The sequence below is a fragment of the Streptomyces sp. NPDC090088 genome (assembly GCF_044747345.1).
In the GTDB taxonomy this organism is placed as follows: Bacteria; Actinomycetota; Actinomycetes; order Streptomycetales; family Streptomycetaceae; genus Streptomyces.
In genome coordinates, this window is the sequence record NZ_JBIVDZ010000015.1 from 110,839 (window position 1) to 133,197 (window position 22,359).

General features: G+C 67.3%; 16 protein-coding genes and 5 pseudogenes. 6 read left to right on the forward strand and 15 right to left on the reverse strand.

What is annotated here, in order from left to right; all coding sequences use genetic code 11:
- Positions 1-182 precede the first annotated feature (182 nt).
- The 3 genes and pseudogenes from ACIPSJ_RS49810 to ACIPSJ_RS49820 all read right to left on the reverse strand — a co-directional run bounded on the left by ACIPSJ_RS49810 (position 183) and on the right by ACIPSJ_RS49820 (position 3,013).
- Positions 183-1,052 carry a helix-turn-helix domain-containing protein gene (locus tag ACIPSJ_RS49810; protein ID WP_401356678.1) on the reverse strand — a complete coding sequence of 290 codons (870 nt, stop codon included), beginning with the start codon at positions 1,050-1,052 and terminating at the stop codon, positions 183-185.
- Positions 1,053-1,570: 518 nt separating this feature from the next.
- Positions 1,571-1,726 (reverse strand): annotated as a pseudogene (locus ACIPSJ_RS49815) (IS5/IS1182 family transposase); the annotation flags it as partial.
- A gap of 59 nt (positions 1,727-1,785) precedes the next feature.
- Positions 1,786-3,013: pseudogene (locus ACIPSJ_RS49820) on the reverse strand (IS256 family transposase).
- A gap of 637 nt (positions 3,014-3,650) precedes the next feature.
- Here ACIPSJ_RS49820 and ACIPSJ_RS49825 point away from each other — a divergent pair.
- On the forward strand, positions 3,651-5,387 hold the full coding sequence (locus tag ACIPSJ_RS49825) for an RICIN domain-containing protein (protein WP_401356775.1): 1,737 nt from the start codon (positions 3,651-3,653) through the stop codon (positions 5,385-5,387).
- Positions 5,388-6,010: 623 nt separating this feature from the next.
- On the opposite strand, the gene ACIPSJ_RS49830 is transcribed toward ACIPSJ_RS49825, so the two are convergent.
- The 7 genes from ACIPSJ_RS49830 to ACIPSJ_RS49860 are packed head-to-tail and all read right to left on the reverse strand — an operon-like array spanning position 6,011 to position 11,355.
- A complete protein-coding gene (locus ACIPSJ_RS49830) occupies positions 6,011-6,733 on the reverse strand; it encodes a class II aldolase/adducin family protein (protein ID WP_401356681.1) in 723 nt (240 codons plus the stop codon).
- Positions 6,730-7,980, reverse strand: coding sequence for an NAD(P)/FAD-dependent oxidoreductase (locus tag ACIPSJ_RS49835; RefSeq protein WP_401356683.1), 1,251 nt, complete (start codon positions 7,978-7,980; stop codon positions 6,730-6,732). Before ACIPSJ_RS49835 ends, ACIPSJ_RS49830 begins: the two co-directional genes overlap by 4 nt.
- Positions 7,977-8,174 carry a ferredoxin gene (locus tag ACIPSJ_RS49840; protein ID WP_401356685.1) on the reverse strand — a complete coding sequence of 66 codons (198 nt, stop codon included), beginning with the start codon at positions 8,172-8,174 and terminating at the stop codon, positions 7,977-7,979. The genes ACIPSJ_RS49835 and ACIPSJ_RS49840 overlap by 4 nt, the downstream gene beginning before the upstream one ends.
- Before the next feature lie 43 nt (positions 8,175-8,217).
- On the reverse strand, positions 8,218-9,018 hold the full coding sequence (gene hcaB / locus ACIPSJ_RS49845; protein ID WP_401356688.1) for a 3-(cis-5,6-dihydroxycyclohexa-1,3-dien-1-yl)propanoate dehydrogenase: 801 nt from the start codon (positions 9,016-9,018) through the stop codon (positions 8,218-8,220).
- Positions 9,015-9,323 (reverse strand): hypothetical protein, encoded by a 309-nt coding sequence (locus ACIPSJ_RS49850; RefSeq protein ID WP_401356690.1) that lies wholly within the window; start codon positions 9,321-9,323, stop codon positions 9,015-9,017. The genes hcaB and ACIPSJ_RS49850 overlap by 4 nt, the downstream gene beginning before the upstream one ends.
- Positions 9,320-9,946: a 3-phenylpropionate/cinnamic acid dioxygenase subunit beta gene (locus ACIPSJ_RS49855; RefSeq protein WP_401356692.1), complete on the reverse strand. Its 627-nt coding sequence runs from the start codon at positions 9,944-9,946 to the stop codon at positions 9,320-9,322. The genes ACIPSJ_RS49850 and ACIPSJ_RS49855 overlap by 4 nt, the downstream gene beginning before the upstream one ends.
- On the reverse strand, positions 9,943-11,355 hold the full coding sequence (locus ACIPSJ_RS49860; RefSeq protein ID WP_401356695.1) for a Rieske 2Fe-2S domain-containing protein: 1,413 nt from the start codon (positions 11,353-11,355) through the stop codon (positions 9,943-9,945). The genes ACIPSJ_RS49855 and ACIPSJ_RS49860 overlap by 4 nt, the downstream gene beginning before the upstream one ends.
- A 225-nt stretch (positions 11,356-11,580) precedes the next feature.
- Here ACIPSJ_RS49860 and ACIPSJ_RS49865 point away from each other — a divergent pair, with 225 nt between their 5' ends.
- A complete protein-coding gene (locus tag ACIPSJ_RS49865) occupies positions 11,581-12,375 on the forward strand; it encodes an IclR family transcriptional regulator (protein ID WP_401356697.1) in 795 nt (264 codons plus the stop codon).
- Between the two features lie 158 nt (positions 12,376-12,533).
- On the opposite strand, the gene ACIPSJ_RS49870 is transcribed toward ACIPSJ_RS49865, so the two are convergent.
- From ACIPSJ_RS49870 to ACIPSJ_RS49885, 4 genes are all read right to left on the reverse strand, one after another.
- Entirely contained in the window at positions 12,534-12,986 is a 453-nt protein-coding gene (locus ACIPSJ_RS49870) for a DoxX family protein (protein ID WP_401356699.1), read from the reverse strand.
- 533 nt (positions 12,987-13,519) lie between these two features.
- Positions 13,520-15,088, reverse strand: coding sequence for an MFS transporter (locus ACIPSJ_RS49875; RefSeq protein ID WP_401356701.1), 1,569 nt, complete (start codon positions 15,086-15,088; stop codon positions 13,520-13,522).
- Positions 15,089-15,256: 168 nt separating this feature from the next.
- Positions 15,257-16,153 carry a fumarylacetoacetate hydrolase family protein gene (locus ACIPSJ_RS49880; protein ID WP_401356703.1) on the reverse strand — a complete coding sequence of 299 codons (897 nt, stop codon included), beginning with the start codon at positions 16,151-16,153 and terminating at the stop codon, positions 15,257-15,259.
- Positions 16,150-17,214: a cupin domain-containing protein gene (locus tag ACIPSJ_RS49885; protein ID WP_401356706.1), complete on the reverse strand. Its 1,065-nt coding sequence runs from the start codon at positions 17,212-17,214 to the stop codon at positions 16,150-16,152. The genes ACIPSJ_RS49880 and ACIPSJ_RS49885 overlap by 4 nt, the downstream gene beginning before the upstream one ends.
- 167 nt (positions 17,215-17,381) lie before the next feature.
- On the opposite strand from ACIPSJ_RS49885, the gene ACIPSJ_RS49890 reads away from it, so the two are divergent.
- Positions 17,382-18,065: a GntR family transcriptional regulator gene (locus tag ACIPSJ_RS49890; protein WP_401356708.1), complete on the forward strand. Its 684-nt coding sequence runs from the start codon at positions 17,382-17,384 to the stop codon at positions 18,063-18,065.
- 95 nt (positions 18,066-18,160) lie between these two features.
- Positions 18,161-18,413, forward strand: a pseudogene (locus tag ACIPSJ_RS49895) (transposase); the annotation flags it as partial.
- On the opposite strand, the pseudogene ACIPSJ_RS49900 reads toward ACIPSJ_RS49895, so the two are convergent.
- Positions 18,414-19,633: pseudogene (locus ACIPSJ_RS49900) on the reverse strand (IS701 family transposase); the annotation flags it as partial.
- 966 nt (positions 19,634-20,599) lie between these two features.
- Here ACIPSJ_RS49900 and modA point away from each other — a divergent pair.
- On the forward strand, positions 20,600-21,421 hold the full coding sequence (gene modA, locus ACIPSJ_RS49905) for a molybdate ABC transporter substrate-binding protein (RefSeq protein WP_401356777.1): 822 nt from the start codon (positions 20,600-20,602) through the stop codon (positions 21,419-21,421).
- A 559-nt stretch (positions 21,422-21,980) separates the two neighbouring features.
- A pseudogene (locus ACIPSJ_RS49910) lies at positions 21,981-22,243 on the forward strand (helix-turn-helix transcriptional regulator).
- Positions 22,244-22,359: the final 116 nt, after the last annotated feature.

The window sequence follows — 22,359 nt, forward strand, 5'->3', positions numbered from 1 at the left end:
AGTACGCCATCACGTGGGGACAAGCCAGTGCCTGCAGCCATCTCTCCTCCACCTCGATGAAGTAGCTCATGCTGGTGGCTCCCGACGAAGAGAATGCGTGGGATTCTTCCGATCCGAGGAGTATCGCGGCCTTGAGCCCGTTCCAACGGAACGCGCGGCTTGGGCAGTTGATCTGCGAATAATCAGGCGACGTTCCCGGAAGCCATGAGGTTTTGGTCCGCGGCCCAGGAAGTGAGCACCCGCAACGCGTCGTGGGAGGGTGAGCTGGGCGGGGCAGTCCAGAAGATGATCTTCTGGTCGGGATCGGAAGTGGACGTGAGGGTATTCCAACCGAGGGTGAGATCCCCGACGACCGGATGGCGCAGCCGCCTAGTTCCGGTGGTCCTGGCGGCGACATGGTGCTCGGTCCACCACTGCCGGAACTGCGCATCGTGCGCCGAGAGCTTCTCCACGAGGGTCGCGAGCTTCGGGTCGCCCGGGTAGCGTGCGCTTTCCATACGGACCTGGGCGATGGCCAGGCGGGCGGCTTCTTCCCAATCTACGTACAGGGCTCGCAGAGCGGGGTCGGTGAACAGCATGAGGATGAAGGTCCGGCGGTCCACCGGAATGTTTCCGTAGTCGGCGATCAGGGCGGCTGCCAGCTGATTCCAGGCCAGAACGTCGGTACGGCGGCCAGAGACGACCGCGGGGGTGGTGGCGAGGTCGTTGAGGAGGAGCTGCAGCTGTGGGTCCACTTTCTGCCGGGCATCGTGAGGGGGAAGCTCGTTCTTGGCGGCGAGCTCAAAGAGATAGGTACGCTGGTCCGAGTTGAGTCGGAGCACCCGAGCGAGGTCGGCCAGTACGGGAGTGGACGCCTGTAGGCGGCCCTGCTCGATCCGCGCGTAATACTCGGTGCTGATGGAGGTCAGCAGTGCCACCTCCTCGCGGCGCAGGCCGGCCACCCGTCGCGGCTGTTCGCTCGAGGTAGGGAGGCCTACGTCGGCCGGGCTGAGGTCGGCACGCCGTGCCTTGAGGAACTCCCCAAGCTCGTTCAGGTGCAGGTCACGACTCATGTTTCCAGAGTCGCACGACGGCCAGGCGCATGAGAAGCAAAGGTTGTGCCTGGACATCTGGCTGTGGAAGAAGTATTGCGGATCTCTCGCCGAGGTCCGATCGCAGCCGCAGGGAGGGAGAGGGCGCTGTTGTTCAGCGTCTATCGACTTGGCGAGAGGGCGACGAGGACGTGGGTCGGATCTTCGTCGAGCGGTTCATTGGACTTCGCGCGCGTACGGCGCGGCCATGATCCGGTTGAACAATGGCGCGCAGCGGGAGCGGAGCAGCACACCAGGGAAGGTGTCCGAGGCGTAGGTGGTGTCGTCTAGTTCGGCAGTTCCTGCAAGCGGAAGGTGATTGTGCTGAGTCCTTTCGTGAGGCGGACCGAGACGGTCACAGCCACCGACGTTTTTTCATACGGTCTGACTGGCAGAGTGTGGGTGCTGTCTGCGCAGCTGCTGGGCTTGGCTGGACTACAGAATGGCACATAATCGTCGCCGTCTGTGACGGTCATGGTTTTGGCGGCGTAAGACTCATTTCAGTCAGTGAGTCGGCGGTGGCATATGAGGGCCGCTGAGATGGCGGTGAAGGCAAGGAGGTGTTCCGGCTCGCGTTCGTAGAGGCGGCGCCAGCAGCCGGACAGCCAGGACGCGGTCCGTTCCACGACCCAGCGGTGCCGGATGCCGCGGGAGGACAAGGTCACGTCCGCGGGAGTGGTGTATCAACGGCCACTCGGTGATCTCTTCTTTGAAGCTATGCGGTGAGTTCGGCCGGGAGGGCGGTCTCGTCGGATTCTGACTCGATCGGGTGGAGGCGGGCCTTGGCGAGCACGTCGAGTCCCATGTAGCGGCGGGCTTCGGTCCACTCGTCGTTCTGCTCGGCCAGGACCGAGCTGACCAGGCGGATCAGGGCGGTGCGGTCGGGGAAGATCCTGACGATGTCGGTCTGGCGGCGGATCTCCTTGTTCAGCCGTTCTTGCGGATTGTTTGACCAGATCTGCCGCCAGATCTCACGCGGTGAACGTCAGCACGTCGCCCTGAGCGGCGTCCAAGTGGGCTGCGGCCTTGGGGAACTTGGCCTCCAGGGCGTCCAGGACGTGCCGCATCTGGGCCTGGACGGCATCGGTGTCGGGCTGTTCGAAGACGGTCCGCAGCAGCGTGGCCACCCACGGCTGGGCCGACTTGGGGACCTGGCTCAGCAGCGCGGGCGAGTGGGTGCGGCATCGCTGCCAGCTTGCGCCGGGCAGGGTGGCGCCGATCGCGTTGACCAGGCCCATGCGCGCGTCGGAGATGACCAGGTGGACGCCGGGCAGGCCGCGGGCGATCAATGAGCGCAGGAAGGCCAGCCAGCCGGCCCCGTCCTCGGCGGTGGCCACGTCTAGGCCGAGGATCTCGCGGTGGCCGTCGACGTTGACCCCGACCGCGATCAGCGCGTGGACGTTGATGATGCGGCCACCCTGGCGGACCTTCTGGGTCAGGGCATCGACCCAGACGAATGCGTAGGAGCCGGCGTCAAGAGGCTGGTTGCGGAATGCGGCGATCTGCTCGTCCAGGTGCTTGGCCATCACCGAGACTTGGGACTTCGACGGCTGGGTGACCCTCAGGAACTCGGCGAGCTTCTCGACCCTGCGCGTGCTCACGCCGAGCAGGTAGGCGGTGGCGACCACCGAGATGAGGGCCTGTTTGGCCCGCCGGCGGCGTTCGAGGAGCCAGTGCGGGAAGTAACTCCCGGACCTGAGCCTGGGGATGGCGAGTTCGACGGTGCCCGCCCAGGTGCCCCACTCCCGCGGGCGATATCCGCTGCGGTGGTTGACTCGCTCGTCGCTGACCTGCCCGTATTCGGTGTTGCAGAGGGCGTCGGCCTCCGCGGACATGAGTGCGTCGGCGAATGTCTTGACCATCGCGCGCAGCAGATCGGGACTCGCCGCCGCGAGGTCGTCCTCGGCAAGGACGTGCAGGGGCAGACTGTTGGGTGCGGTCATCGTGCTGCTCTCCTTCGGGCTTCGGCACCTCGAAGATCAGCCGGTGGCCGTTCATCTATGCGGGCCTCATCCCGACGCCGGAGCAAACCCCCGGATCAGGTCGAACCCGTACACCACTTCCCTGGACGCAACCCAGCTCGGCGGTGTCCCCGGTCGTGGTGCGGCCGATCGTGGCCAGCCACCTCCGATCCAGGGTCGGCAGGCTTGTCCCACCACGGGCCGCGTAGCTGTTGACCGGTTCACACCCAGATGGCAGCGATGCTGCAAGAAGCCTTGACGCGCCCCGCCTCGCTGCGTAGATATGTCTGCGCAGTCATGACAGCGCAGACATACGGACTGGCCGCGTACCGCTGCACGAGTTGGCCGTGTCGTCGTCCACAACTCCAGCTGAGCGCCCGCCCGGATCCAGACCCCAGCCGGCCTCGCCGACGTGTTGGACGGCACGCCGGTCTCCGCGGGCACGGCACTGGACCTGGCCCGTGGGACGTACGGGTCCTGAGCCGCCCTTCGTGGGCACCATCCCGCACCACCCAGAGGAGGAGTCGTGCACATAGGTAGGCCCGGGAAGACCGGGAAGAGAAGAGTCGTCAGAGCGCTGGCGGGCGTCTTCGCGACGACGGCGCTGCTGGCGATGCCCATGGCGGGCGCGCAAGCCTACAACCCCACCGGCGGGATCATGTACCAGCTCGGCAGCGCCCCGTGTCTGAAGGGCAGGGGCAACTGCGCGATCTACCCCAAGTCGGCACAGCTGTCGAGCGGGAGGCTGGTCGCGTCGTTTGAGAAGGCCACCGTCGTACCCTCGTCGGGCAGTGCCGACGGCCAAATTCTGCCGGTCTACAAGAGTGACGACGACGGGACGACCTGGCAGTCGCTGTCGGAGGTCAAGGCCCCGGCGTACATCTCCGGTGACCCCAAGTACGCGAAGTACACCAGCAACTGGACGAACCCGTACTTGTATACGCTCCCGCAGGACGTCGGCGCCCTGAAGCAGGGCACGCTGCTGCTCGCAAGTGTCGTCTCGGGCGACGACTACTACTACAAGGAGCACAAGGCGGCCGACTCCAGCTGGATCCCGTCCGACGACGGCGACCGCAACAACCTCGCGATAGCCCTGTATTCCAGCACCGATGACGGGGCGAGCTGGAAGATCGTCAACGTCGTTGCCACGGGAGGCTGGGAGGGCGGGAGCGCGGGCGCGATCGGCCGGAACGTCGCCGCCGCGAACACGAACAAGCAGGTTGACCCCCTCTGGGAGCCATACCTGATGGTCTACAAGGGCAAGCTCGTCTGTTACTACTCCGACGAGAACGACTACACTGGCTTCAACGCGACCACCGGCGTCCCCACCTTGGACACGGGCAACGACACCGCCACCGACTCCCTCGGCCAAATCCTCGTCCACAAGACCTGGGACGGCTACAGCACTTCGTGGAGCGACCCCGTTGTCGACATCGCCGGGCTGACCCAGGACATGGGCGGCGGCAAGACGGAAATAGGCGGCGGCCGGCCGGGCATGACGAACGTCGTGCGGACCACCAACGGCAAGTGGATGATCACGTACGAGTACTGGGGCGGCGGGACCAACACCCGCTACCAGATCGCCGACAGCCCGCTGGAGTTCTTCAAGGGCTCCGCGACCGGCACCGGGATCAACACCCTGCCGGTCGACACCGGTTCGCACACGCTCGCGACGGGCGGCAGCCCGGTGTTCATCAGACTGCCCGGCGGGCGCCTGGTCTACAACGCGGCTGGCAGCGGCAGCGTCTGGGTCAACGAGACCGGGCGCAGCGACGGCACCTGGAAGGAGTACCAGACCACCTCGAAGGCCGGCTACAGCCGCAACCTCCAGTACGTCGATGCCACGGGCCGCATCTCCATCCTCAACAACCAGGACACCTCGGTCATCGCCTACGCGGAGGTCGACCTCGGCCACACCGAAGGCGCCTACTACCAGCTGGTCAACCGCAAGACCGACCAGGTGATCGGTACCGGGAACAAGACCAACGACGCCAACCTCGGTAACGGTGATGCCCCCGATGTGAAGCTGGAAGCGCCCGGTTCGGCGGCGAACGCGGACACCCAGTACTGGCATGTGACGACCGAGCCGAACGGCGGTGTGAGCCTGCTCAACAAGGCGGGTGGCCGTGCGGCGGCCATCTGGACCGGAAACGCCATGGCCGGACAGCAGATCGGCCAGTGGGTCGACAACAGCTCCACCGGCAGCTGGAATCTCGTCAAGACCAGTGACGGTTTCTACAAGCTGCGGTCGGTCAAGAACACCAGCCTTTACCTGACCGGAGCGTCGGACGGGGCACAGCTAACTCTGCAGACCGCAGCCACCGACGGCTCCCAGGACTGGGAGCTCGTCCAGTAACCACCCCGACCGACACCGGCCTGGCGGCTGGGCGCCAGGCCCCATCCCCTCGTACGTACTACGCCAGGACGACGGACGGCGGAACCGGAGTACTACGGCCGCGGCCGCCCTTTGGCCCCCGGGCCTGTGGCATGTCTGGGACCGCTCAGAGTGTGAAGGCCGGGGCCGCCGGTGAGGCCCTTCGATGTTCGTCGCAACTTCCCTCATTCCTATGGGAGTTCCGGGAAGCTGCGTTCCTCTGCTGGCCGAGCCGCCGCACCGGCACGGCCTGGAGTTGCATCCCACGGCGCGACGAAGGGACCGTCCATGAACAAGGGCATCGCGGGAACCGACACCATCGCGAGTGCTCGTCCAGAGTGACTTGGCGGGACAATAGGCAATCAGAGTGGCCGACTATCCAGATATCTATCAGTTCGGGGGCGAAGTACGACAGCAGTACGTACAGCGGGAAGGAACCCACGCTGAGCAGCGTCGCGGTGGCTCCGGAGGCGCGGAGTACTTCGTGGAACCCCAGGTTGCGGAACTGCTTCGGGAGCGCATCGTCTGCACGACTCGGGGACTCATCCGAGCGTCGGCGGAGACCGAGGACGATGGGGATGTCGGGAACTGTCCTCGACCACACCTCATCCGATCCGTGCGAGCTCGTGTCGCCAGGCCGTGTCATGGTTGAACGAGTCGCCCAGGTCGGGGAGTTCTTGTATGTCCTCCTCGGGGAGATCGGTCAGGGTTCCGCCCGCCTTGACGACATCCAGGGAGAGGCGAGCGACGGTGTCGACCGAGATGGCTCGCAGGACGGCCTCGGGGACGCCGGTGCCGGTGGTGGTCAGTCCGTGGCCGCGGAGTACAACGGCGTCACGGTCACCGAGCGCGGTGACCATTTGGGCTGCGAGTCGGCGATCGCGGATCAGAACCCCGCGCGGATAGACCGGTACCCCACGGGCCGCGAGCCGCGTGCCGGGAATGTCGAAGGCGCCTATGACTGGGCGGATCCCCAGCCCCGCCAGGTCCGCTGCCACGACTGCCGGCGGATGCGTGTGGACGACGCACGTCACGTCCGCCCGGGTGCGCAGGACCTCGGTGTGCAAGGGGAGTTCGTTCGGCACGGTCCATCCGTCCAGTTCTCCGGGAGTGACCGCTGCTCCGTCGACGTCGACCAGGCGGATGTCGGCTGGCTCGGTGTACAGCAGGCCGCGCTCGCGCGGGCCGCGGCACCGAACGAGCAGCGTGCGCTCGTCGACGCGCAGGCTGATGTGGCCGAGGATGCCGTCGGCGAGCCCTCGCGCGGCGAGCACCCGGCAGGCGTCGGCGACCAGTCGGCGCAGTAGGGCCAGGTCTTGCTTCGTCACAAGGCGGCTCCGGAACTCGGGACAGGACGGGGCGGTTGCGCGAGTGCGTTGACGCGCTGCTCGGCGTCGCCCAGTGCACTCCCGGCGGAGACGAGACGTCGGCACTCCAGCAGGGCACGTGGCCAGTTGACGGTTACGGCGGCGCTGAGCCGGCCCGCTGCGTCGCCGAAGAGGGCCGCGGCACGGGCGTTCTCCTCGAACTCGCCGATCACGGTGTGCCGAACCGCCGTGGCCGGGCGGCCGACGATCTGGATCCTCCAGTCGTACTGGTCGCTCCAGACGTACTCCACGGGCGCGTAGGGCTGTGGTGCCTCGGGGTGGACGATGTTGTGGGCGACCACTGCGGCCTGGTCGACGGCGTTGGTCCAGTGCTCCACGCGCAGATGCTTCTCGCGGCCGGGGTGGAACCACCGGGCCACGTCGCCGGCCGCGAAGACGTCCTCTGCGCCGACGGCACGGCAGTACTCGTTGCACAGCACACCGTCGACCAGGTCCAGGCCGGACCCGGTGAGCCAGCCGTCGTTGGGGACGGCTCCGATGCCGACCACGACCGTGCCTGCCCGCAGTGTCTCGCCGTCGTCGAGGGTGACGGCGAGATCGCCCGCCGTCCCGGTTATCGACCGTACGGCACGGCCGAACCGGGTGTGCACTGCGTGGCGTTCGTGCAGGGAGACGAACAGCTTGCCCAGCTCCGGGCCGAGTACTCGTTGCATGGGGGCGGGGGACGGGTCGACGACCGTGACCTCGCAGCCGAGGGCGCGGGCGGTGGAGGCCGTCTCGGCACCGATGAAACCGGCGCCGATGACCACCACGTGCCCGCCCCGCTCCAGGTCCGCCCGCAGGGCCTCGGCGTCGGCGAGGGAACGGACGAGGTGCAGCCCGGAGTCGACCCGCCAGGGTGAGGGCCGTGCCCGGGCTCCCGTGGCCAGGACGCACGTGTCGTAACCGCACTCGCTGCCGCCTTCGAAGCGGACCCGGTGGTCGATGGGGTCGAGCTTCACGGCGGGGGTGCCGAGCCGGAGTTCGATGTCCAGGTCCCGCGCTTCCTGCTCACCCAGCAGCCGGAAGCGTTCTGTGTCCCAGTCTCCTGCCAGGTACTGCTTGGACAGCGGCGGCTTGTCGTAGGGCAGTTGGGGCTCGGCTCCCGCCAGGACGATCCTTCCTCCGTGGCCCTGCGCGCGCAGGGCACGCGCCGCCTGTACACCGGCCACGGAGGCGCCCACGACCAGGACGGTGCGGCCGCTCACGCGCCCTCGATGGTGAGTACGGAGACGGGGCAACTGCGGGCCGCTTCCTGGACGCGGGGCAGGTCGTCGTCGGTGATTTCGGTCTTCAGGAGGACCACGACGCCGTCGTCGTCCAGGTCATAGGTGTCCGGTGCCGAGATGACGCAGTTCGCGTATCCCTGGCAGGCCGCCAGGTCCGCCTTGAGGAGAGGCACGGTGCCGTCCTTTCGAATGAGGTCGGATGGGGTGGGGTGGGACTCACGCTTTGACGCCGATGCCGCCGTCTGGGTGAACGGTGCGTCCGGTGATGCCCCGCGACCGGTCGGAGGCGAGGAAGACGTAGCTCCAGGCGTGGTCGGTCGCGGAGAGGGCAGTCCGGAGCGGGACCCGGGCGGCGAGTTCGTCTGCGCGGCCCGGGGTGTCGCCCAGGCTGCGTTCGGCCAGGCCGAGGCTGTCGAGGCCGCGCAGGTCGGTGCCGAGGGTGCCGCCGGGCGCCACCGCGTTCACACGGACGTCGGGGGCGAGTTCGTACGCGAGGGCGGTGACCAGCCCGCGCACGGCGAACTTGGAGGAGACGTAGAGGACTCCGCCACGACCCGGGTGGTAGGCGGAAGTCGACTCGGTGAGGACGATCGTCCCCTTACCCTCCCGTAGCGTCGGCAGGGCGGCCTTGACGGAGTGCAGTTGGCTTCTGACGTTGACGGAGAACATCTCGTCGAACGCCTCGTCCAGTACGTCGGCGGGCAGTTCGCCGAGGCCCTTGTAGTAGTCGAAGATGCCCACGCAGTTGACGAGGACGTCGAGGCCGCCGAAGGCGTCCGCGGCGGCCGTGACCGCCTCTTCGTTGGCGGATCGGGTCGTGGCGTCGCCCTCGACCACGGGGACACCCGGGACTTCTTTCCGCAGGGCCCGGCACTTGGCCGCGTCCCGTTCGAGCGCGGCGACCTGTGCGCCTTCGGCGCGGAACACGTCGACGACGGCCCTGCCGATGCCCGACCCCGCGCCCACCACAAGGGCGCGCTTGCCGTTCAGCCAGCCGCTCATGCCTTCCCCGCTCATGCCTCCTCCTCGGTGAGGAGCGGGCCGAAGGGGCTGCCGATCAGCGCGGCGAAGGTAGCCGTGTTCTGCCACGTCAGAGCCTCCAGTTCCAGCGGGCACAGGGCCACCCACTGACCCGAGCGGGTCGACTCGATGAGCAGGCGCAAGCCGTTGCGGGTCGCCGCGCGGCTGACCCGGATCTCGGAGAACTCGTTGCCCAGTGTGAGGGAATCGCCGGTGCGGCCGGCCTCCAGGACAGCCTTGTCCGCGGCGGCCCGGCGGGCGGCCCGGGCGTCCTCGTCCTCACCCTCCCAGGACAGCGTCACAGGAACACCGCCAGGTTCTGCATACGGATCACCGAGTCGTCGACGAGGATGGTGCGGCGCGCCAGTTTCCATCCGTCGTCGGTGAGGCGCAGCAGGTCCTCCCGGCCGGCGGAGACCTGGGCCGCCTCCCGGTAGTCGCCACGGCTGCGGTACAGCAGCATGCCCGACTCCACCACCAGGTGGTCCGGTGCGTCGGCGGCGAAGGTACGGACATTGGTGAGGTGGTGCCGCAGCCGCGACGGCGGGTCCTCGGTCCAGGCGTGTTCGGTCAAGAACCGGGCGATGCGGCGGGAGAGGGAGTACTTGTCCTCGTCGAAGTGGGCCATGCCGGGGGCGGTGTCGAAGCCGGAGCCGAGCGCGGTGGTGACCCGTACCGGCATGAGGTAGTGGATGTCTTCCGTGAGCAGGTCCAGCCATTCCTCGTACGACTGGGTGTCCAGGAGGTACGCCTCGTTGACCAGCCACTGATGCGCCAGCAGGTGGCGCTCGTCGTGGAAGGGCAGGGTGGCTCCCGCCGGCTGGACGCGGGAGGCCCTGGCGCCGAGGGTGGACTGCTCGGAGTGGGTGCCCGTGCGGGCCGCGGAGTAGACGCCGCCGCGGTACGTCCCGTTCTGTGTGTTCATGCAGGGCTCCCGGTCCTGTCGTTCTTCGGTGGGTCAGCGGGGCGGCGGTCCTGGCCGACCCGGACCGTGGATGCGGTCGAGGCCGGTGTGGCGAGGTAGTCGGCCCAGCGGTTCAGCAGCTCGCGTTGGTTGTATTCGCCGTAACCGGTGTGTGCCGTGCCCGGACCCGCGAACTGCTCGGGAGTGAGCTGCGGGGTGACCTCGGTGTCGTCGCTGAGGAGTCCCATGCGGCTGTTGAGGAGCAGGCGCCGGGCCATCGAGCCGGCGGCCGTGTTCGTGAGGGAGACCCAGTTCTCCACGTCGTCCTGCTCGAACATGCCGGTGGAGCCGAAGCACATGAGGTACGCCTTGTACGACAGCTCCTTGAACTCCTCGGGCGCCTCGGCGTCGACGGCGAACCAGGACAGGACCTCCGTCTCGTCCTGACTGACGGGCTGCCACTGGCGCAGGGAGATGAACGGGAGCACGTCGTCGCTGTCGGCGACCTTCGGCCAGTTGTGCACCAGGCTGAGGTTGGGGAAGAGCGAGGCGGCGGAGATCATGAAGGCGTCGTCGCCGATGACCCGGAGCTGATCCTCGGACCAGGACTTCTTCATCCGCTCGATCATCTCGTCGGGATAGCCGACGTACCTCAGCCGCTCCTCCAGGGTGCCCGGCGGCAGTTTGTACGTCGTGCCGCCACCGTTGCCCGCCCAGTAGGTGCAGCCGTCCTTGCGTTTCTCGGCCTTGGGCTCGCGGAACAGACCGATCTCCACAACGCTCGTGTGGGTCTGAGGTGTGTGGTACATGTCGCCGGCGAAGTTCTCCGCGCCGATCTTCCAGTTGGCCTTCACCCGCCACCGCTGTGGGCCGCGCAGCTCGATGCCGCTCGGGCTCTGCTTCGTGTAGTAGTCAAGGTAGAACGCGAAGTCGCCGAGGTAGTCGCTCAGGGCCGGAGCCTCGGGGTCCATGCTCAGGAAGATCAAGCCGTTGTATGTGTCCAGGTTGGGGGCGGGCAGCAGCCGCTGACCCTTGCGGCGGAAGCCGTCCTCGCCGCCGTAGGCGTCCTGGTGGAACGGCAGGCCCGCAATGCGGCCGTCGTTGCGGTACGACCAGCCGTGGTAGGGGCAGCGGAAGTGGGAGGCGTTGCCCATCTCCGCACGGCACACCTGCATACCGCGGTGTAGACACATGTTGAAGTGGGCGCGGATCTCGCCCTTCTCGTCGCGGACGAGGATGAAGGAGTCGTCGAGCACCCGCCGTACGACGTAGTCGCCGGGAGCCGGTATCTCCGACTCGTGCCCCGCGAACATCCATGCACGGCTGAATAGCCGCTTCTTCTCCAGTTCGAAGACGTCCTGGTCGTTGTAGATGTGCGCGGGAATCATTCCGCGGCGCACGTCGTCGAGGACGTTGGTGTGATCGTTCATCGCTGCCAAGTCTCTGTATAGCGGAGAATGTCTCTGTCCAGTAGAACATCGGGGCTCGATGCGGTCAACCGCGAGAAGGCGGGGCGCTGGGTGGGGGTTTGGGGCCGGCGCTTTGGCATACCGGCAGCGCGCCCGGGCTCACGTTGCTCTCAAGGTGCTGCTGCTGTTGAGGAAGGGTCCGGGGGAGGGCAGACCGCCATCTCAGGGTTGGCATATTCTTCTGCTATGAAGAAGTCCGACGTTCAGTCGTCGCCGGCCAATGGAGCCGCGCCGCAGTACCCGATCGAGTCGGTGGACAACGCGCTGAGGGTGCTGCTCCTGCTCGGCGAGCGGAACGAGCTCAGGCTCACCGAGGTCGCCCAGTACCTGGGGGTCGCGACCTCCACCGCGCACCGCCTGCTCGCGATGCTCATGTACCGCGGCTTCATCAGGCAGGCCGAGCGGGGCAAGGCGTACGTGCCGGGAACGGCGCTCACCGGTGTCGCCTTCTCCATCCTTCAGCGCTTCGACGTCCGGCAGGCCCTGCATCCCTTCCTGAAACGGCTTAATGCCGAACTGCAGGAGACCGTGCACATCGGGGTCCTGGACGGGACGACGGTCCGGTTCGTGGACGCGCTGGAGAGCCCGCGCGCCGTACGCGTCGCCTCCCGCCTCGGACAGTCGATGCCAGCCCACTGCACCTCGACCGGCAAGGCACTCCTCGCGCAGTTGTCGGACGACGAGCTGCGACGGCGCTACCCGGCCGATGAGTTGCAGCAGCTGACCCCGAACTCCGTGGCCACATGGGCGGAGCTGCAGAGGGAGGTCGAACTGGCCCGTCGGCTGGGGTACGCCACGAGTTCGGAGGAGAGCGAGGAGGGCGTGGGCTCCGTCGCCGTTGCCCTCTCCGCCCAACAAGCGCCCATGCAGGTCGCCTTCAATGTCTCCGTGCCGATCAGCCGCATGAACCATGTCGACCAGCGCCGGATCAGCGCGGTGCTGCGTGAGGTTGCCGAGGAGGCGGCCGAGGTGCTGCACTGAGCCGCCTCCGCCACGGCCTGGTGACGGCGTTGAGGCGTAGCTCGAGGTCGTGACAGGGATGCCGCTCCCTGGGGGCTGGAGCGATCACCCATGATTCAGCACTGCGGACAGCGCCCGGCCCCGCTTGGGGGCTGGCGCCGCTGCACCTCCGGAACGGATCAGGCAGTGACGGGCTTCGAGGTCCGCTTCTCATTCGTCGCAGCTGACCTGGAGACGAGGAGGCGGTCGAGGCTGAACGCGCCAGAGCCGGCGAAGACCAGCACCAGGAACGACCAGCAGAACAGCACGGGCAGCTCGCCGCCGTTCTGGATGGGCCACAGCGCGCCCGGCTGGTGCACCTTGAAGTACGCGAACGCCATCGAGCCCGACGCCATGAACGCGGCACCGCGCGTGCCGAGGCCCAGCAACACTAGGGTGCCGGCGACGAGCTCGATCACGGCGGCGTACCAGAACGGCCAGGTGCCGGTCGGGATGGTGCCGCCCTTGGTGCCCATGGCGCCGCCGAGGACGCCAAAAAGCGAGGCGGCACCGTGGCAGGCGAAGAGCAGGCCGACGACGATGCGGAACAGGCCGAGCGCGTATGGCTGGGCGCTGTTGAGCCGTGCGATCATGGGAGGGGCTCCTTCGGTTTGGTTTTGGTTTCGATCCGCGAACGGACGGTCTCGGGGACGCAAACTCGTTGGTGCTGGAACTTCGGAGCGCTGCCGGGGAGTGGCGGTGCGCCGGGTCGGGGGCCCTGGCTGCTGGCCTGCCGTGGGGCAGCCGAGCCGTGGCAATTCGCTTTTCCCGGGCCATACCTCGACTGGTAGGGCCCGCCTCGGGCAGTTGTCGGACGACGAGCTGTGACGGCGCTACCCGGCCGAGGGGTTGCAGCAGCTGACCTCGAACTCCATTGCCACGTGAGCGGAGTCGGACAGAGAGGTCGAAGTGGCCCGTGGCCGGGGTACGCCACGAGTACGGAGGAGAGCGAGGAGGGGGTGGGCGGCCTCGATGGCCGGGTCCTGTCCGCTCGACGAGCCACCATGCCAGGTCGCCTTCGACGTCTTCGTGCCGATCAGGCGCATGACCCATGCCGACCGGCGGCGGGTCGCGCGGTACTGCGGGTCGCCGAGGAGGCGACCGAGGCGCCGCACTGAACCTCGGGTCAGGCCGCCTCTTCGACCACAGGTGAGACGGTGTCGGGCGCCTCTCGCCCGTCGGCCGACCTCGTGCCCGGCGCGCGGGGAACGAGCGTGATCAGTGCGGCTCCCAGGAGACCGGGTACGGCGAGAGCGTAGAAGTCCCAGCGGAAGGCCAGCCCGGACCCGAGGATTAGTCCGAGCAGAGGCGGCGCGAGGACGGAGCCGAGGCGTCCGAAGCCCAGCGTCCAGCCCATCGCCGTGGCGCCCATACGTACCGGGTAGTGCTTGGAGACATAGGCGAGGAGGAACGTCTGTGTTCCCATCGTCCCGACGCCGCCCAGTGCGACGAGCGTGTACAGCGCCGCGGTGGGCAACCGCAGGCTGAGCAGGACCACGGACGTGCTGGCGAGGAGAAACGTTGCGACGAGGATCGGTTTGGAACCGAGCCGGTCGGCCGCCAGGGAGACGACGAGCATGCCGACCGCGCCTCCGATATTGAACACGAGGAGGAAGCTCAGCGCGGAACCGAGTGGGTAACCCGCCCGGCGCATGATCTCGGGAAGCCACGTGTTGACCCCGTAGATCATGAACAGGCACATGAAGGTCGACGGCAGGAAGCAGACGGTCGCCCGCACGTAGGCGCGTGAGAAGAGGCGCGCGACCGGCGAGCCGGTGTCGGATTCGGAGGCGGGGGCCGGGACATCTGCCTTCCCTACCTGCACCTGCGTTTCCAACGGGACGTGCCAGCGTGCGGCTATCTTCTCGGCTTCGGCTCGCTGGCCGCTCGCGAGGAGGAAGACGATCGACTCGGGCAGGTAGAGGCAGGCCACGGGCACGACCAGGACAAGAGGAACCAGCCCGATCAGGAACATCGCGTGCCATCCGAACTCCGGGATGAGGTGGGTCCCTGCGAAGCCGGCGAGGATGCCGCCCAGCGGGAAGCCGCTGAGCATGGCCGCGTAGACCAGGTTGCGCGACCTCCGGTCCGAGTACTCCCCGGTGAGGGCCGTGGCGGTCGGCAGTACGCCACCGAGCCCGAGGCCGGCTACGAAGCGCAGCAGACCGAACATCTCGGGGGAGGGCGTGACCGCGCACAGTCCGGTCAGCACCGAGAACCAGGCGAGACACCCGATTAGCGTCTTTCTGCGGCCGAACCTGTCGGTGAGCGCGCCGACGGTGAGCGACCCCACGAACATTCCGAGCAGGGCCAGCGCACCGATCACACCGGCACCGGCCGTGGTCAGGTGCCATCCCGGCTCACGGAGAAGAGACGGAATCACGGCGCCGAAAACGACGACGTCGTAGCCGTCCGCGATGATCGTGACCAGGCAGATCCCGACGACCAGCAGCGACACTGGGCTCCATGTGACGTTGCGGCCGGTCTCTGTGCGTTTGTGTTCTGTGTTTCTGTCTTCAGGCATGACGATTCCTCTCTGATCGGTCCGCGCGCGAGCCCGTTCCGCTCGCTCGCGTACGGTGAACCGGTCACGACGGCGAGCTGTGTTCGCCTCAGTTCGATGGCGTGGGGAGGCGTGAGGCGAGCGTGGGTGGGCCCGCGCGCGAAGGTTGTCGCAGGCCGTGGCGAGGGGCATGGGACCGGAGTGCGGTGGAGTGACGCCATGCCACGTGGACTCGTCGGCGCCCGTCTTTGTGTGGGGCGCGAGACCTTGTGCGTTGAGATCCCTGCTGATGCGGAGGTGCAGCGGCTTGGGGCCCGGCCGTGGGCAGGCAGGTTCGGGACGGTCGGCGTCTCGATTGGATCAGCGAGCAGGTACCGCGGCGACGGCGTGCGGCACCTTGTGGCCACGTGTCGGGGAGGCCACGGCTCCGGCCGAGCTCACCGAGACGTCGAGCCGGCCGATCCGGTCGATGTCCACGACGATCCGATGACCGTCGCGCACCTCACCGACGCCGGCGGGCGTGCCGGTGGAGACCACGTCTCCCGGCAGCAGCCGCATCGCGCTCGAGATGTACGACAGCAGCCTCGGGACGTCCCAGATCAGGTCGGTGATGCGGGCGTGCTGCCGGGGTGTGCCGTCCACCGAGCAACGCAGTTCGAGCGTCTCCAGCGGCCCGACCTCGTCGGGGGTGACCAGGTGGGGTCCCATGGGCGTGAACGTGTCGAAGGACTTGCGGATCGAGCGGTCCTCGCCGCCGCGCATCGTCATGTCGAGCAGGCAGGTGTAGCCAGCGACATGGTCCAGCGCCTCCTCCGGAGGGACGTGGGACATCTCCCGCCCCACCACCAGCGCCAGTTCGCCCTCCTGGTCGAACCGACGGTCATGATAGGGCAGTTGGACCACGCCGCCGTGCGGCACGAGGGACGAGGGCGACTTGAGGAACACACCGAGTGTGTTGACGTGAGTCTCCTGGCGCATCTCGGCTTGGTGGTCGCGGTAGTTGACGGGCGCCGCGACGATCTTCGAAGGGTCCGGCACCGGGATGTCGACGCGAACATCGGCGATTCGCAGCACCGGGGAGGCGTCCGCCTGGTTCCGGAGCTCGGTCAGCCGGCCCTCGGTCTCCAGCAGCAGCCGGCGTATCGGCGAAATGCCCCGCTCCCGCCGGTCGTCAAGCAGCAGCACCTGGATTCCCTCATCGGTCAGGACGCCCGCACCACAGCCGCCGTGCCTGGTCTCGAAACTGACGAACCTCACCGCCGCTCCTCCTGCCACTCTTCGCGACTCAGCCGGATCGCCTCAAGGATCGGGGCGTCACTGACCGTGAAGACATCAAGGTCCTCGGGCGTGCCGGAGGCCAGCGTGCACCAGCTCCACGAAGGCACGGCGAAGACATCGCCCGGTTGGACGTTGAACTCCTGCCCGGCGATAACGAGCGTGCCGGTGCCGTTCAGCACGGCGCCCACCCGGGAGCCGGTCTGCCGGTGCGGGGTCGTCGTGCGGCCGGCGGGGATGCGCTGCATCTCGCAGCGCATCGTGGGCATGACGTCCGTTCCCCTCGCGGGGTCGGTGAAGCGCAGCCTCACATCGCGCTCGACGTCGCCTGCGAGCATCCGCAGGGCCTTGTCGGTGTCGCTCCAGCGGTATACGAGCAGCGGCGAGTGATCGGCGGGGGCCGGAAGGTCCCGGGCCACCGGCGTGAGCCCGCTGCCCAGCGCCCACCGCCGTTCCGCAGCTGACCGCGTGGCCGTGCGGCGGTCCACGTCGTCGCTCGGGCCGTCCTCGTAAAAGATCGATTCGAGGTAGGACACGACCGGGACGTCCAGGACGTCGAGCCACATCATCGGATCGGCCGTCGTGTTGTGATGCTCATGGAATGTCCGTGACGGTGTCAGCACGAGGTCACCCCGGGACATGTGGATCGGGTCGCCGTCCACGAGCGTCCACACGCCGGCGCCCTCGAAGACGAACCGGAGCGCCGCGGGGGTGTGGCGGTGCGCCGGGGCGTACTCGTGACCGCCGAGGTACTGCAGCCCGGCCCAAAGCGTCGTTGTGGCATGAGGGGCGCCGGCGAGTCCGGGATTCGCGCAGGAAAGCACCCGCCGGTCGCCGCCCCGGTCGATGGGCACCAGGCGGCCGGCACGCTCGCCCAGCTCGCGCAGTTGCTTCGCCCGCCATCGGTACGGCTGTGCACGCGGCACCGGCTCGTCGGTCAGGGTGCCGGACAGACGCCACAGGGGCTGTAGGTCGAGATCGGCGAGATCGCCGTAGAGGGAGTCGAGTTGGGGGTCTTCGTCATCGAAGCGCCGAGTGCCCATGGGGCAACCTCCTCATTGGACGGCGGCTAAGATGCATACAAGCTCTCTGTGTATTCTGTTGTCAAGAACTTGTTTCTTCTTAGAAAACCTCCCGTCTCGCTGATGAGGTCGTCTTGATGCGGATTGAGGCTCTGGTAGTGAGCCTCAATCTTGCATACAATGTGAGGATGGCAGGCGTTGAGTCCACGCGAGGCAACACCGTCGACCGGGTGGTCGACGCGATCCGCTCGCTGATCCTGAACGGCCCACTGCCCCCCGGGTTCCGTCTACGGGAGAGCATGCTGGCCGAACAGATCGGTGTGAGCCGCACGCCCATTCGTGAGGCGTTGAGCCGACTCGCATCCGAAGGTCTGGTCGAGGTCCGCCCGAATCGGGGCGCAGTGGTGAGGGCCGTTCCGCCATCCGAAACGAAGGATGTCACGGGGATCCGGGCCACCCTGGAAGGGATGGCGGCCCGGGCGGCCGCCGAGCGCATCACCGCGGACCAACTGGCCGACCTGGAGAAACTCGATGCCAAGATGCACCAGCTGGCCAGCTCACCGAGCGGCGAGAACCTCGATGAGCTGGCGGTGATCAACGGCAGGTTCCACGAGATCGTGAGCAGCGCCGCGCGCAACCCCACTCTGCAGTCCACACTGCAGACGTTCCGGTTGCTCCCGCTCGCTCGCCGGACGTTCCAGCACTACGACCCCGTTCGGTTGTGCCGCTCGATGAGCAGCCACTCCGAGCTCGTCGAGGCGCTTCGCAGCCGCAACGCCGATTGGGCCGAGGCGGTGACACAGGCGCACATCTGGTCGGCCGCCGAAGTCCGGAGGTACGACGGGGAAGGCAGAGCGCCGCTCGACTCTTGATCGCTGCTTACACCCTGCACACAAGGGGGGCTGAACGCGTCGAGTCGAAGGCGAAGATGATCCGGTTCTCGGACCGGCCGCCTGATCCCGGCCTACAGCCCAACGCCGACGCCATCCAGGCCCAGGTGCGGCACGTTCTGGACGCCCTGGAGGCCAAGTTCCCCAAGGCCGCAACCCACTTGGACGTTGTCCAGCACGACCTCCTGGCGTTCACTGCCTTCCCGCGCGAGATCTGGCGGCAGATCTGGTCGAACAATCCCCCAGGAACGGCTGAACAAGGAAATCCGGCGCCGCGCTGACGTGGTCGGCACATTCCCCGACCGCACCACGCTGATCCGTCTGGTCGGCTGGGGTCGGCCGCTGTTCGGTCAGGAAGGTATGGGCGGCGGTGACCAGGGTGACGTGGTGGTGCCAGCTGTTCCACGAGCGGCCCTCGAAGTGGTCCAGGCCCAGGCCGTGTTTGAGCTTCCGATAGTCGTGCTCGATGCGCCAGCGGATTTTTGCCAGGCGCACCAGTTCAGCCAGCGGGGTGTCCTCGGGCAGATTGGAGAGCCAGTGGGCGGTGGGTGCTTCGGCCTCCTCGGGCCATTCGGCCAGCAGCGTCACCTCGGGCAGAACGCCGTCCCAGTGGTCGTCGCGGGCGATAGCAGCGGCCTGGGCAAGGCGGCGGGAGCGCACGCCGGCCGGCCGTACCTATAGCGCCAGGAAGCGCGAGCGCATCAGCCCGCGGGAGCCTTCCCGCCAGGTCACCTCGGTGAACGCCTGCCGTCCGCGGCTGGTGGCCCAGGCGGCCCCGAGGTGGGCTTGTCCCGGTAGCAGGGCTGCGGCTTGCGGCCGTTGCCGGACCAGGGCGGCGTGATGGGCTGCGCGTCATGCGGGTGGACGGGGCACATCAGACCGGATGGCGACGACGCATCCGATGCCCTGGTCATCCAGTCCGCCTCGGAAGTCGGCGTTTTGGCCGTAGCCGGCATCTGCCACCAGCACCGGCGGGGTCAGGTCCCATCCGGCCAGCTCATTGATGATGTCCAGCGCCAGTCGCCACTTCTCCCGGTGCCCGACGTCCTCGGGAACCCCGGTTTTGCGCCGCCGCTCGGCGTCATCGGCCCACTCTTGGGGTACAAACAGGCGCCATTGAAGCGGGCAGGACGCGGTGTCAGTGACCGCGTGCACGCTCACCGCGACCTGGCAGTTGGCCTGTTTGCCCAACGCTCCGCAGTACTGGTGGGCGACGGCGACCGACATCCGGCCGTCCTTGGGGAACGACACGTCGTCCACCGCCCAGGTATCCGGGGGCCGATCAGCGGCACCATCCGCTGCGCGATCCGCCGCCACACCGGCACCGGATCCCACGGTGACTGGTTTACGGACTGCTGCATGTTCTGTTCGTTGCCGTCCGGCAGCCGCGAGGCCATGGCCTGGATGGACTTGCGGCGACCGTCCACCATCAATCCCCGCAGATAGCAGTCGCTCTTGGCCCGCTGGTCCTTGTGCGGCACCGAGGAGAACACATCAGCTACGATTAACGCCAACTTCGCCCGAACACGGTTCACTTCATGTGCGTCCACACACTCACCATGCCGCTGAACACGACCGACAGAAAGACCTAACGGAGTCCTACTAGCTAATGACCTGGATAGCCCGACGGTGAGATAAGGATTACATTTTCGGGTATGTGTGGGATTCTCTGCATTGAATTTCCAGAGCGCGGACAACGCTTCTTCCTGACTGGTCATTGACCCACGCCTGCCTCTTCGCCGGGCCGACACCTCCGGAGCGTTCAGTCTCCTCACCCAAGCCGCCTGTCCGGACCATGACCGATACACGACCGACTCGGCAGTTGACACCTGCTGGCGACGGACCCTTGAACGCTGTCCGGCGATTCACTTTTGCATCTGTGCTGCTGCGTTGCAAAGAGGAGGGCTGCGCCCTCGGAGGGAAGCAGGGGGGAGAGTTTCTTACCCCCCAGGCGCTCGGCTCCTGTGCAACGCTGGGCGACATGCCACGCAACTCCCTTTCCGGGAGCACTACCGTCTGCCTGCTTCGGGTCGCCCGACCACCGCCGTAGCCCTCCATCCGGGCTACGGCCACGCCACAGTGATTACTGTGGCGTGCGGCGCCGCAAACGCCGGCAAGGATGCCATCTCCGTTCCGGCGGACACCATCATCGAGGAGAGCAACGGGCACAGATAGACGCCAGCGCGGTGAGGCCGCCCGCCCTACGGTTTACAGAGGGCGTATCGCACGCATGGCCCCGTCGCCTGAAAGCATTACCCGCAAGCCGCCCACGTCTGGCACTAGCAGCGGCGGACGTGATCATCGAGGACGTATCGGCCCACATGAAGATCCAGGCCGGACTCTTCCGGGCTGGGTGGGCTGGTCAGCCGGAAGTTGGCTGAGGAGCTGAAACTGGAATCCCGATGTTCCAGCGGTTGCCGCGATCAATACGACCGATGTGGTTGTCGAAAGACCGTAGACGGTCCGTCAGGACCACAAGTGATTGTGTCTGTAAGAAACAGAAAGAGTGGACCGTGATTACTCGCTCCGAACACCGGCCCCGCCGGATGCCGCAGGTTGCCGGCGCAGGCATAGCCGCTCTGCTGGCCCTGAGCGCCTGCTCCTCCTCCGACTCCTCCGCGAAGTCCGACTCCTCCGCGTCGGCCTCCGTCTCGGACAAGCTGTCCGGCGACGTGACAGTCTTCGCTGCGGCCTCGCTGAAGGAGAGCTTCACGACGCTGGGCGAGCAGTTCGAGAAGGCCCACCCGGGCACGAAGGTCACCTTCAACTTCGGTGGCAGTGACACCCTCGCCGCGAGCATCACCAGCGGCGCGCCTGCCGACGTGTTCGCCTCCGCCAGCCCCAAGACGATGAAGATCGTCACGGACGCCAAAGACAACGCGAGCGAGCCGGCCACCTTCGTCCGTAACCAGCTTGAGATCGCCACGCTGCCGGGCAACCCCGACAAGATCTCGTCGTTGAAGGACCTCACGAACTCGGACCTGAAGGTCGTGCTGTGTGACAAGACGGTGCCATGCGGCGCTGCGGCGCAGAAGGCCCTGGAAGCGAGCAAGCTGAAGCTCACTCCTGCTTCATATGAGGAGGATGTTAAGGCCGCCCTCAACAAGGTGGTGCTGAAGGAGGCCGACGCCGCGGTCGTCTACAAGACCGATGTGAAGGCTGCGGGTGACAAGGTGGAGGGCGTGAACTTCCCCGAGTCGGCTGGCGCCATCAACGACTACCCGATCGCCCTGCTCAAGGACTCGAAGAACGCCGAGACCGCGAGGGCGTTCATCGCGCTCGTGCAGTCCGCCGAGGGCCAGAAGGTCCTGACCGAAGCTGGGTTTCTCCAGCCGTGATGTCTCGTCTCTGGGCAAGTCCGGTGCTGCGGACACCTTGATCAGTGGCCCGCGCGGTCCCGTCCATGAGCATTGAGGCGGTACCCCACAACTCCTCTTCCTGTCCAGCGTGGCAATTTTCCGGGGGAGCGTGGGCTGCTGAGCTGGGTGTTGGGGACGACGGCGGTGTGGCTGGTCGCAGCGGCGCATGCCGCGCAGGCGTCGGCGAGCCGCCAGACGCGGCCGCCGCGGCCTAGGGTGAGGTCGAGCAGGACCGGGCCGGCGCAGCCGCGGTGGCCGGATGCCAGTGGCAGCCCTGGGGCCGGCACTGGCAGGTGCGCAGATGCCAGCGCGTCGGCGCGCGCGTGGCAGGCCAGATGGGCCAGGGCGGCGGATCGCGCGGAGGCGGCCGCCCACGCGGGCGCGTGGGCGGTGCACTGGGCGTAGACGAGGTTGGCTCCGCCTGCCTGCGGGTGCAGTTCCACTGTCCAGATTCGCCGCACCGCGGCATTGCCGAGCCTCATCGGCCGACCGTCCTCCTGCACTGACGGGGCAGAGGTCTGCACCTTCGGATGGTGGGGTGACGATCATCCCGCCCGACCCCAACCTCAATGCGCTGCGCGTCGCACTCGTGCGGCTGCGGGGCGAGTGCGGATGGACTATCGATCAACTCGCCGAACGCAGCAACCTGGCCGGCACACCCTTATCGACCTCGAACACGGCCGAAGCACCAGAAGCATCACCACCTGGCATGCCCTGGCCCACGCCTTCGGCGTCCCCATCGAACGCTTCCTCATCCCCCTGTGTGAGGGCCACACCGTCCCCGGTACGCCTCAGCCCTGACCCGGCCGCACCGACAACCGCCCGCCAAGCGCAGGAAGAAATCACCCGCCCAGGCGAGACGGCATCGAACGAAAGATCCACGCTTCGGGCGGGTGTTCCCGTATATGGGGCTGATC

What these genes read in the sequence shown, in the direction of transcription:
- ACIPSJ_RS49810 (WP_401356678.1), bottom strand. Translation starts at nt 1,052, where the DNA reads ATGAGTCGTGACCTGCACCTGAACGAGCTTGGGGAGTTCCTCAAGGCA.
- ACIPSJ_RS49825 (WP_401356775.1), top strand. Translation starts at nt 3,651, where the DNA reads ATGGCGGGCGCGCAAGCCTACAACCCCACCGGCGGGATCATGTACCAG.
- hcaB (WP_401356688.1), bottom strand. Translation starts at nt 9,018, where the DNA reads ATGAGCGGGGAAGGCATGAGCGGCTGGCTGAACGGCAAGCGCGCCCTT.
- ACIPSJ_RS49855 (WP_401356692.1), bottom strand. Translation starts at nt 9,946, where the DNA reads ATGAACACACAGAACGGGACGTACCGCGGCGGCGTCTACTCCGCGGCC.
- ACIPSJ_RS49860 (WP_401356695.1), bottom strand. Translation starts at nt 11,355, where the DNA reads ATGAACGATCACACCAACGTCCTCGACGACGTGCGCCGCGGAATGATT.
- ACIPSJ_RS49865 (WP_401356697.1), top strand. Translation starts at nt 11,581, where the DNA reads ATGAAGAAGTCCGACGTTCAGTCGTCGCCGGCCAATGGAGCCGCGCCG.
- ACIPSJ_RS49870 (WP_401356699.1), bottom strand. Translation starts at nt 12,986, where the DNA reads ATGATCGCACGGCTCAACAGCGCCCAGCCATACGCGCTCGGCCTGTTC.
- ACIPSJ_RS49875 (WP_401356701.1), bottom strand. Translation starts at nt 15,088, where the DNA reads ATGCCCCTCGCCACGGCCTGCGACAACCTTCGCGCGCGGGCCCACCCA.
- ACIPSJ_RS49885 (WP_401356706.1), bottom strand. Translation starts at nt 17,214, where the DNA reads ATGGGCACTCGGCGCTTCGATGACGAAGACCCCCAACTCGACTCCCTC.
- ACIPSJ_RS49890 (WP_401356708.1), top strand. Translation starts at nt 17,382, where the DNA reads ATGGCAGGCGTTGAGTCCACGCGAGGCAACACCGTCGACCGGGTGGTC.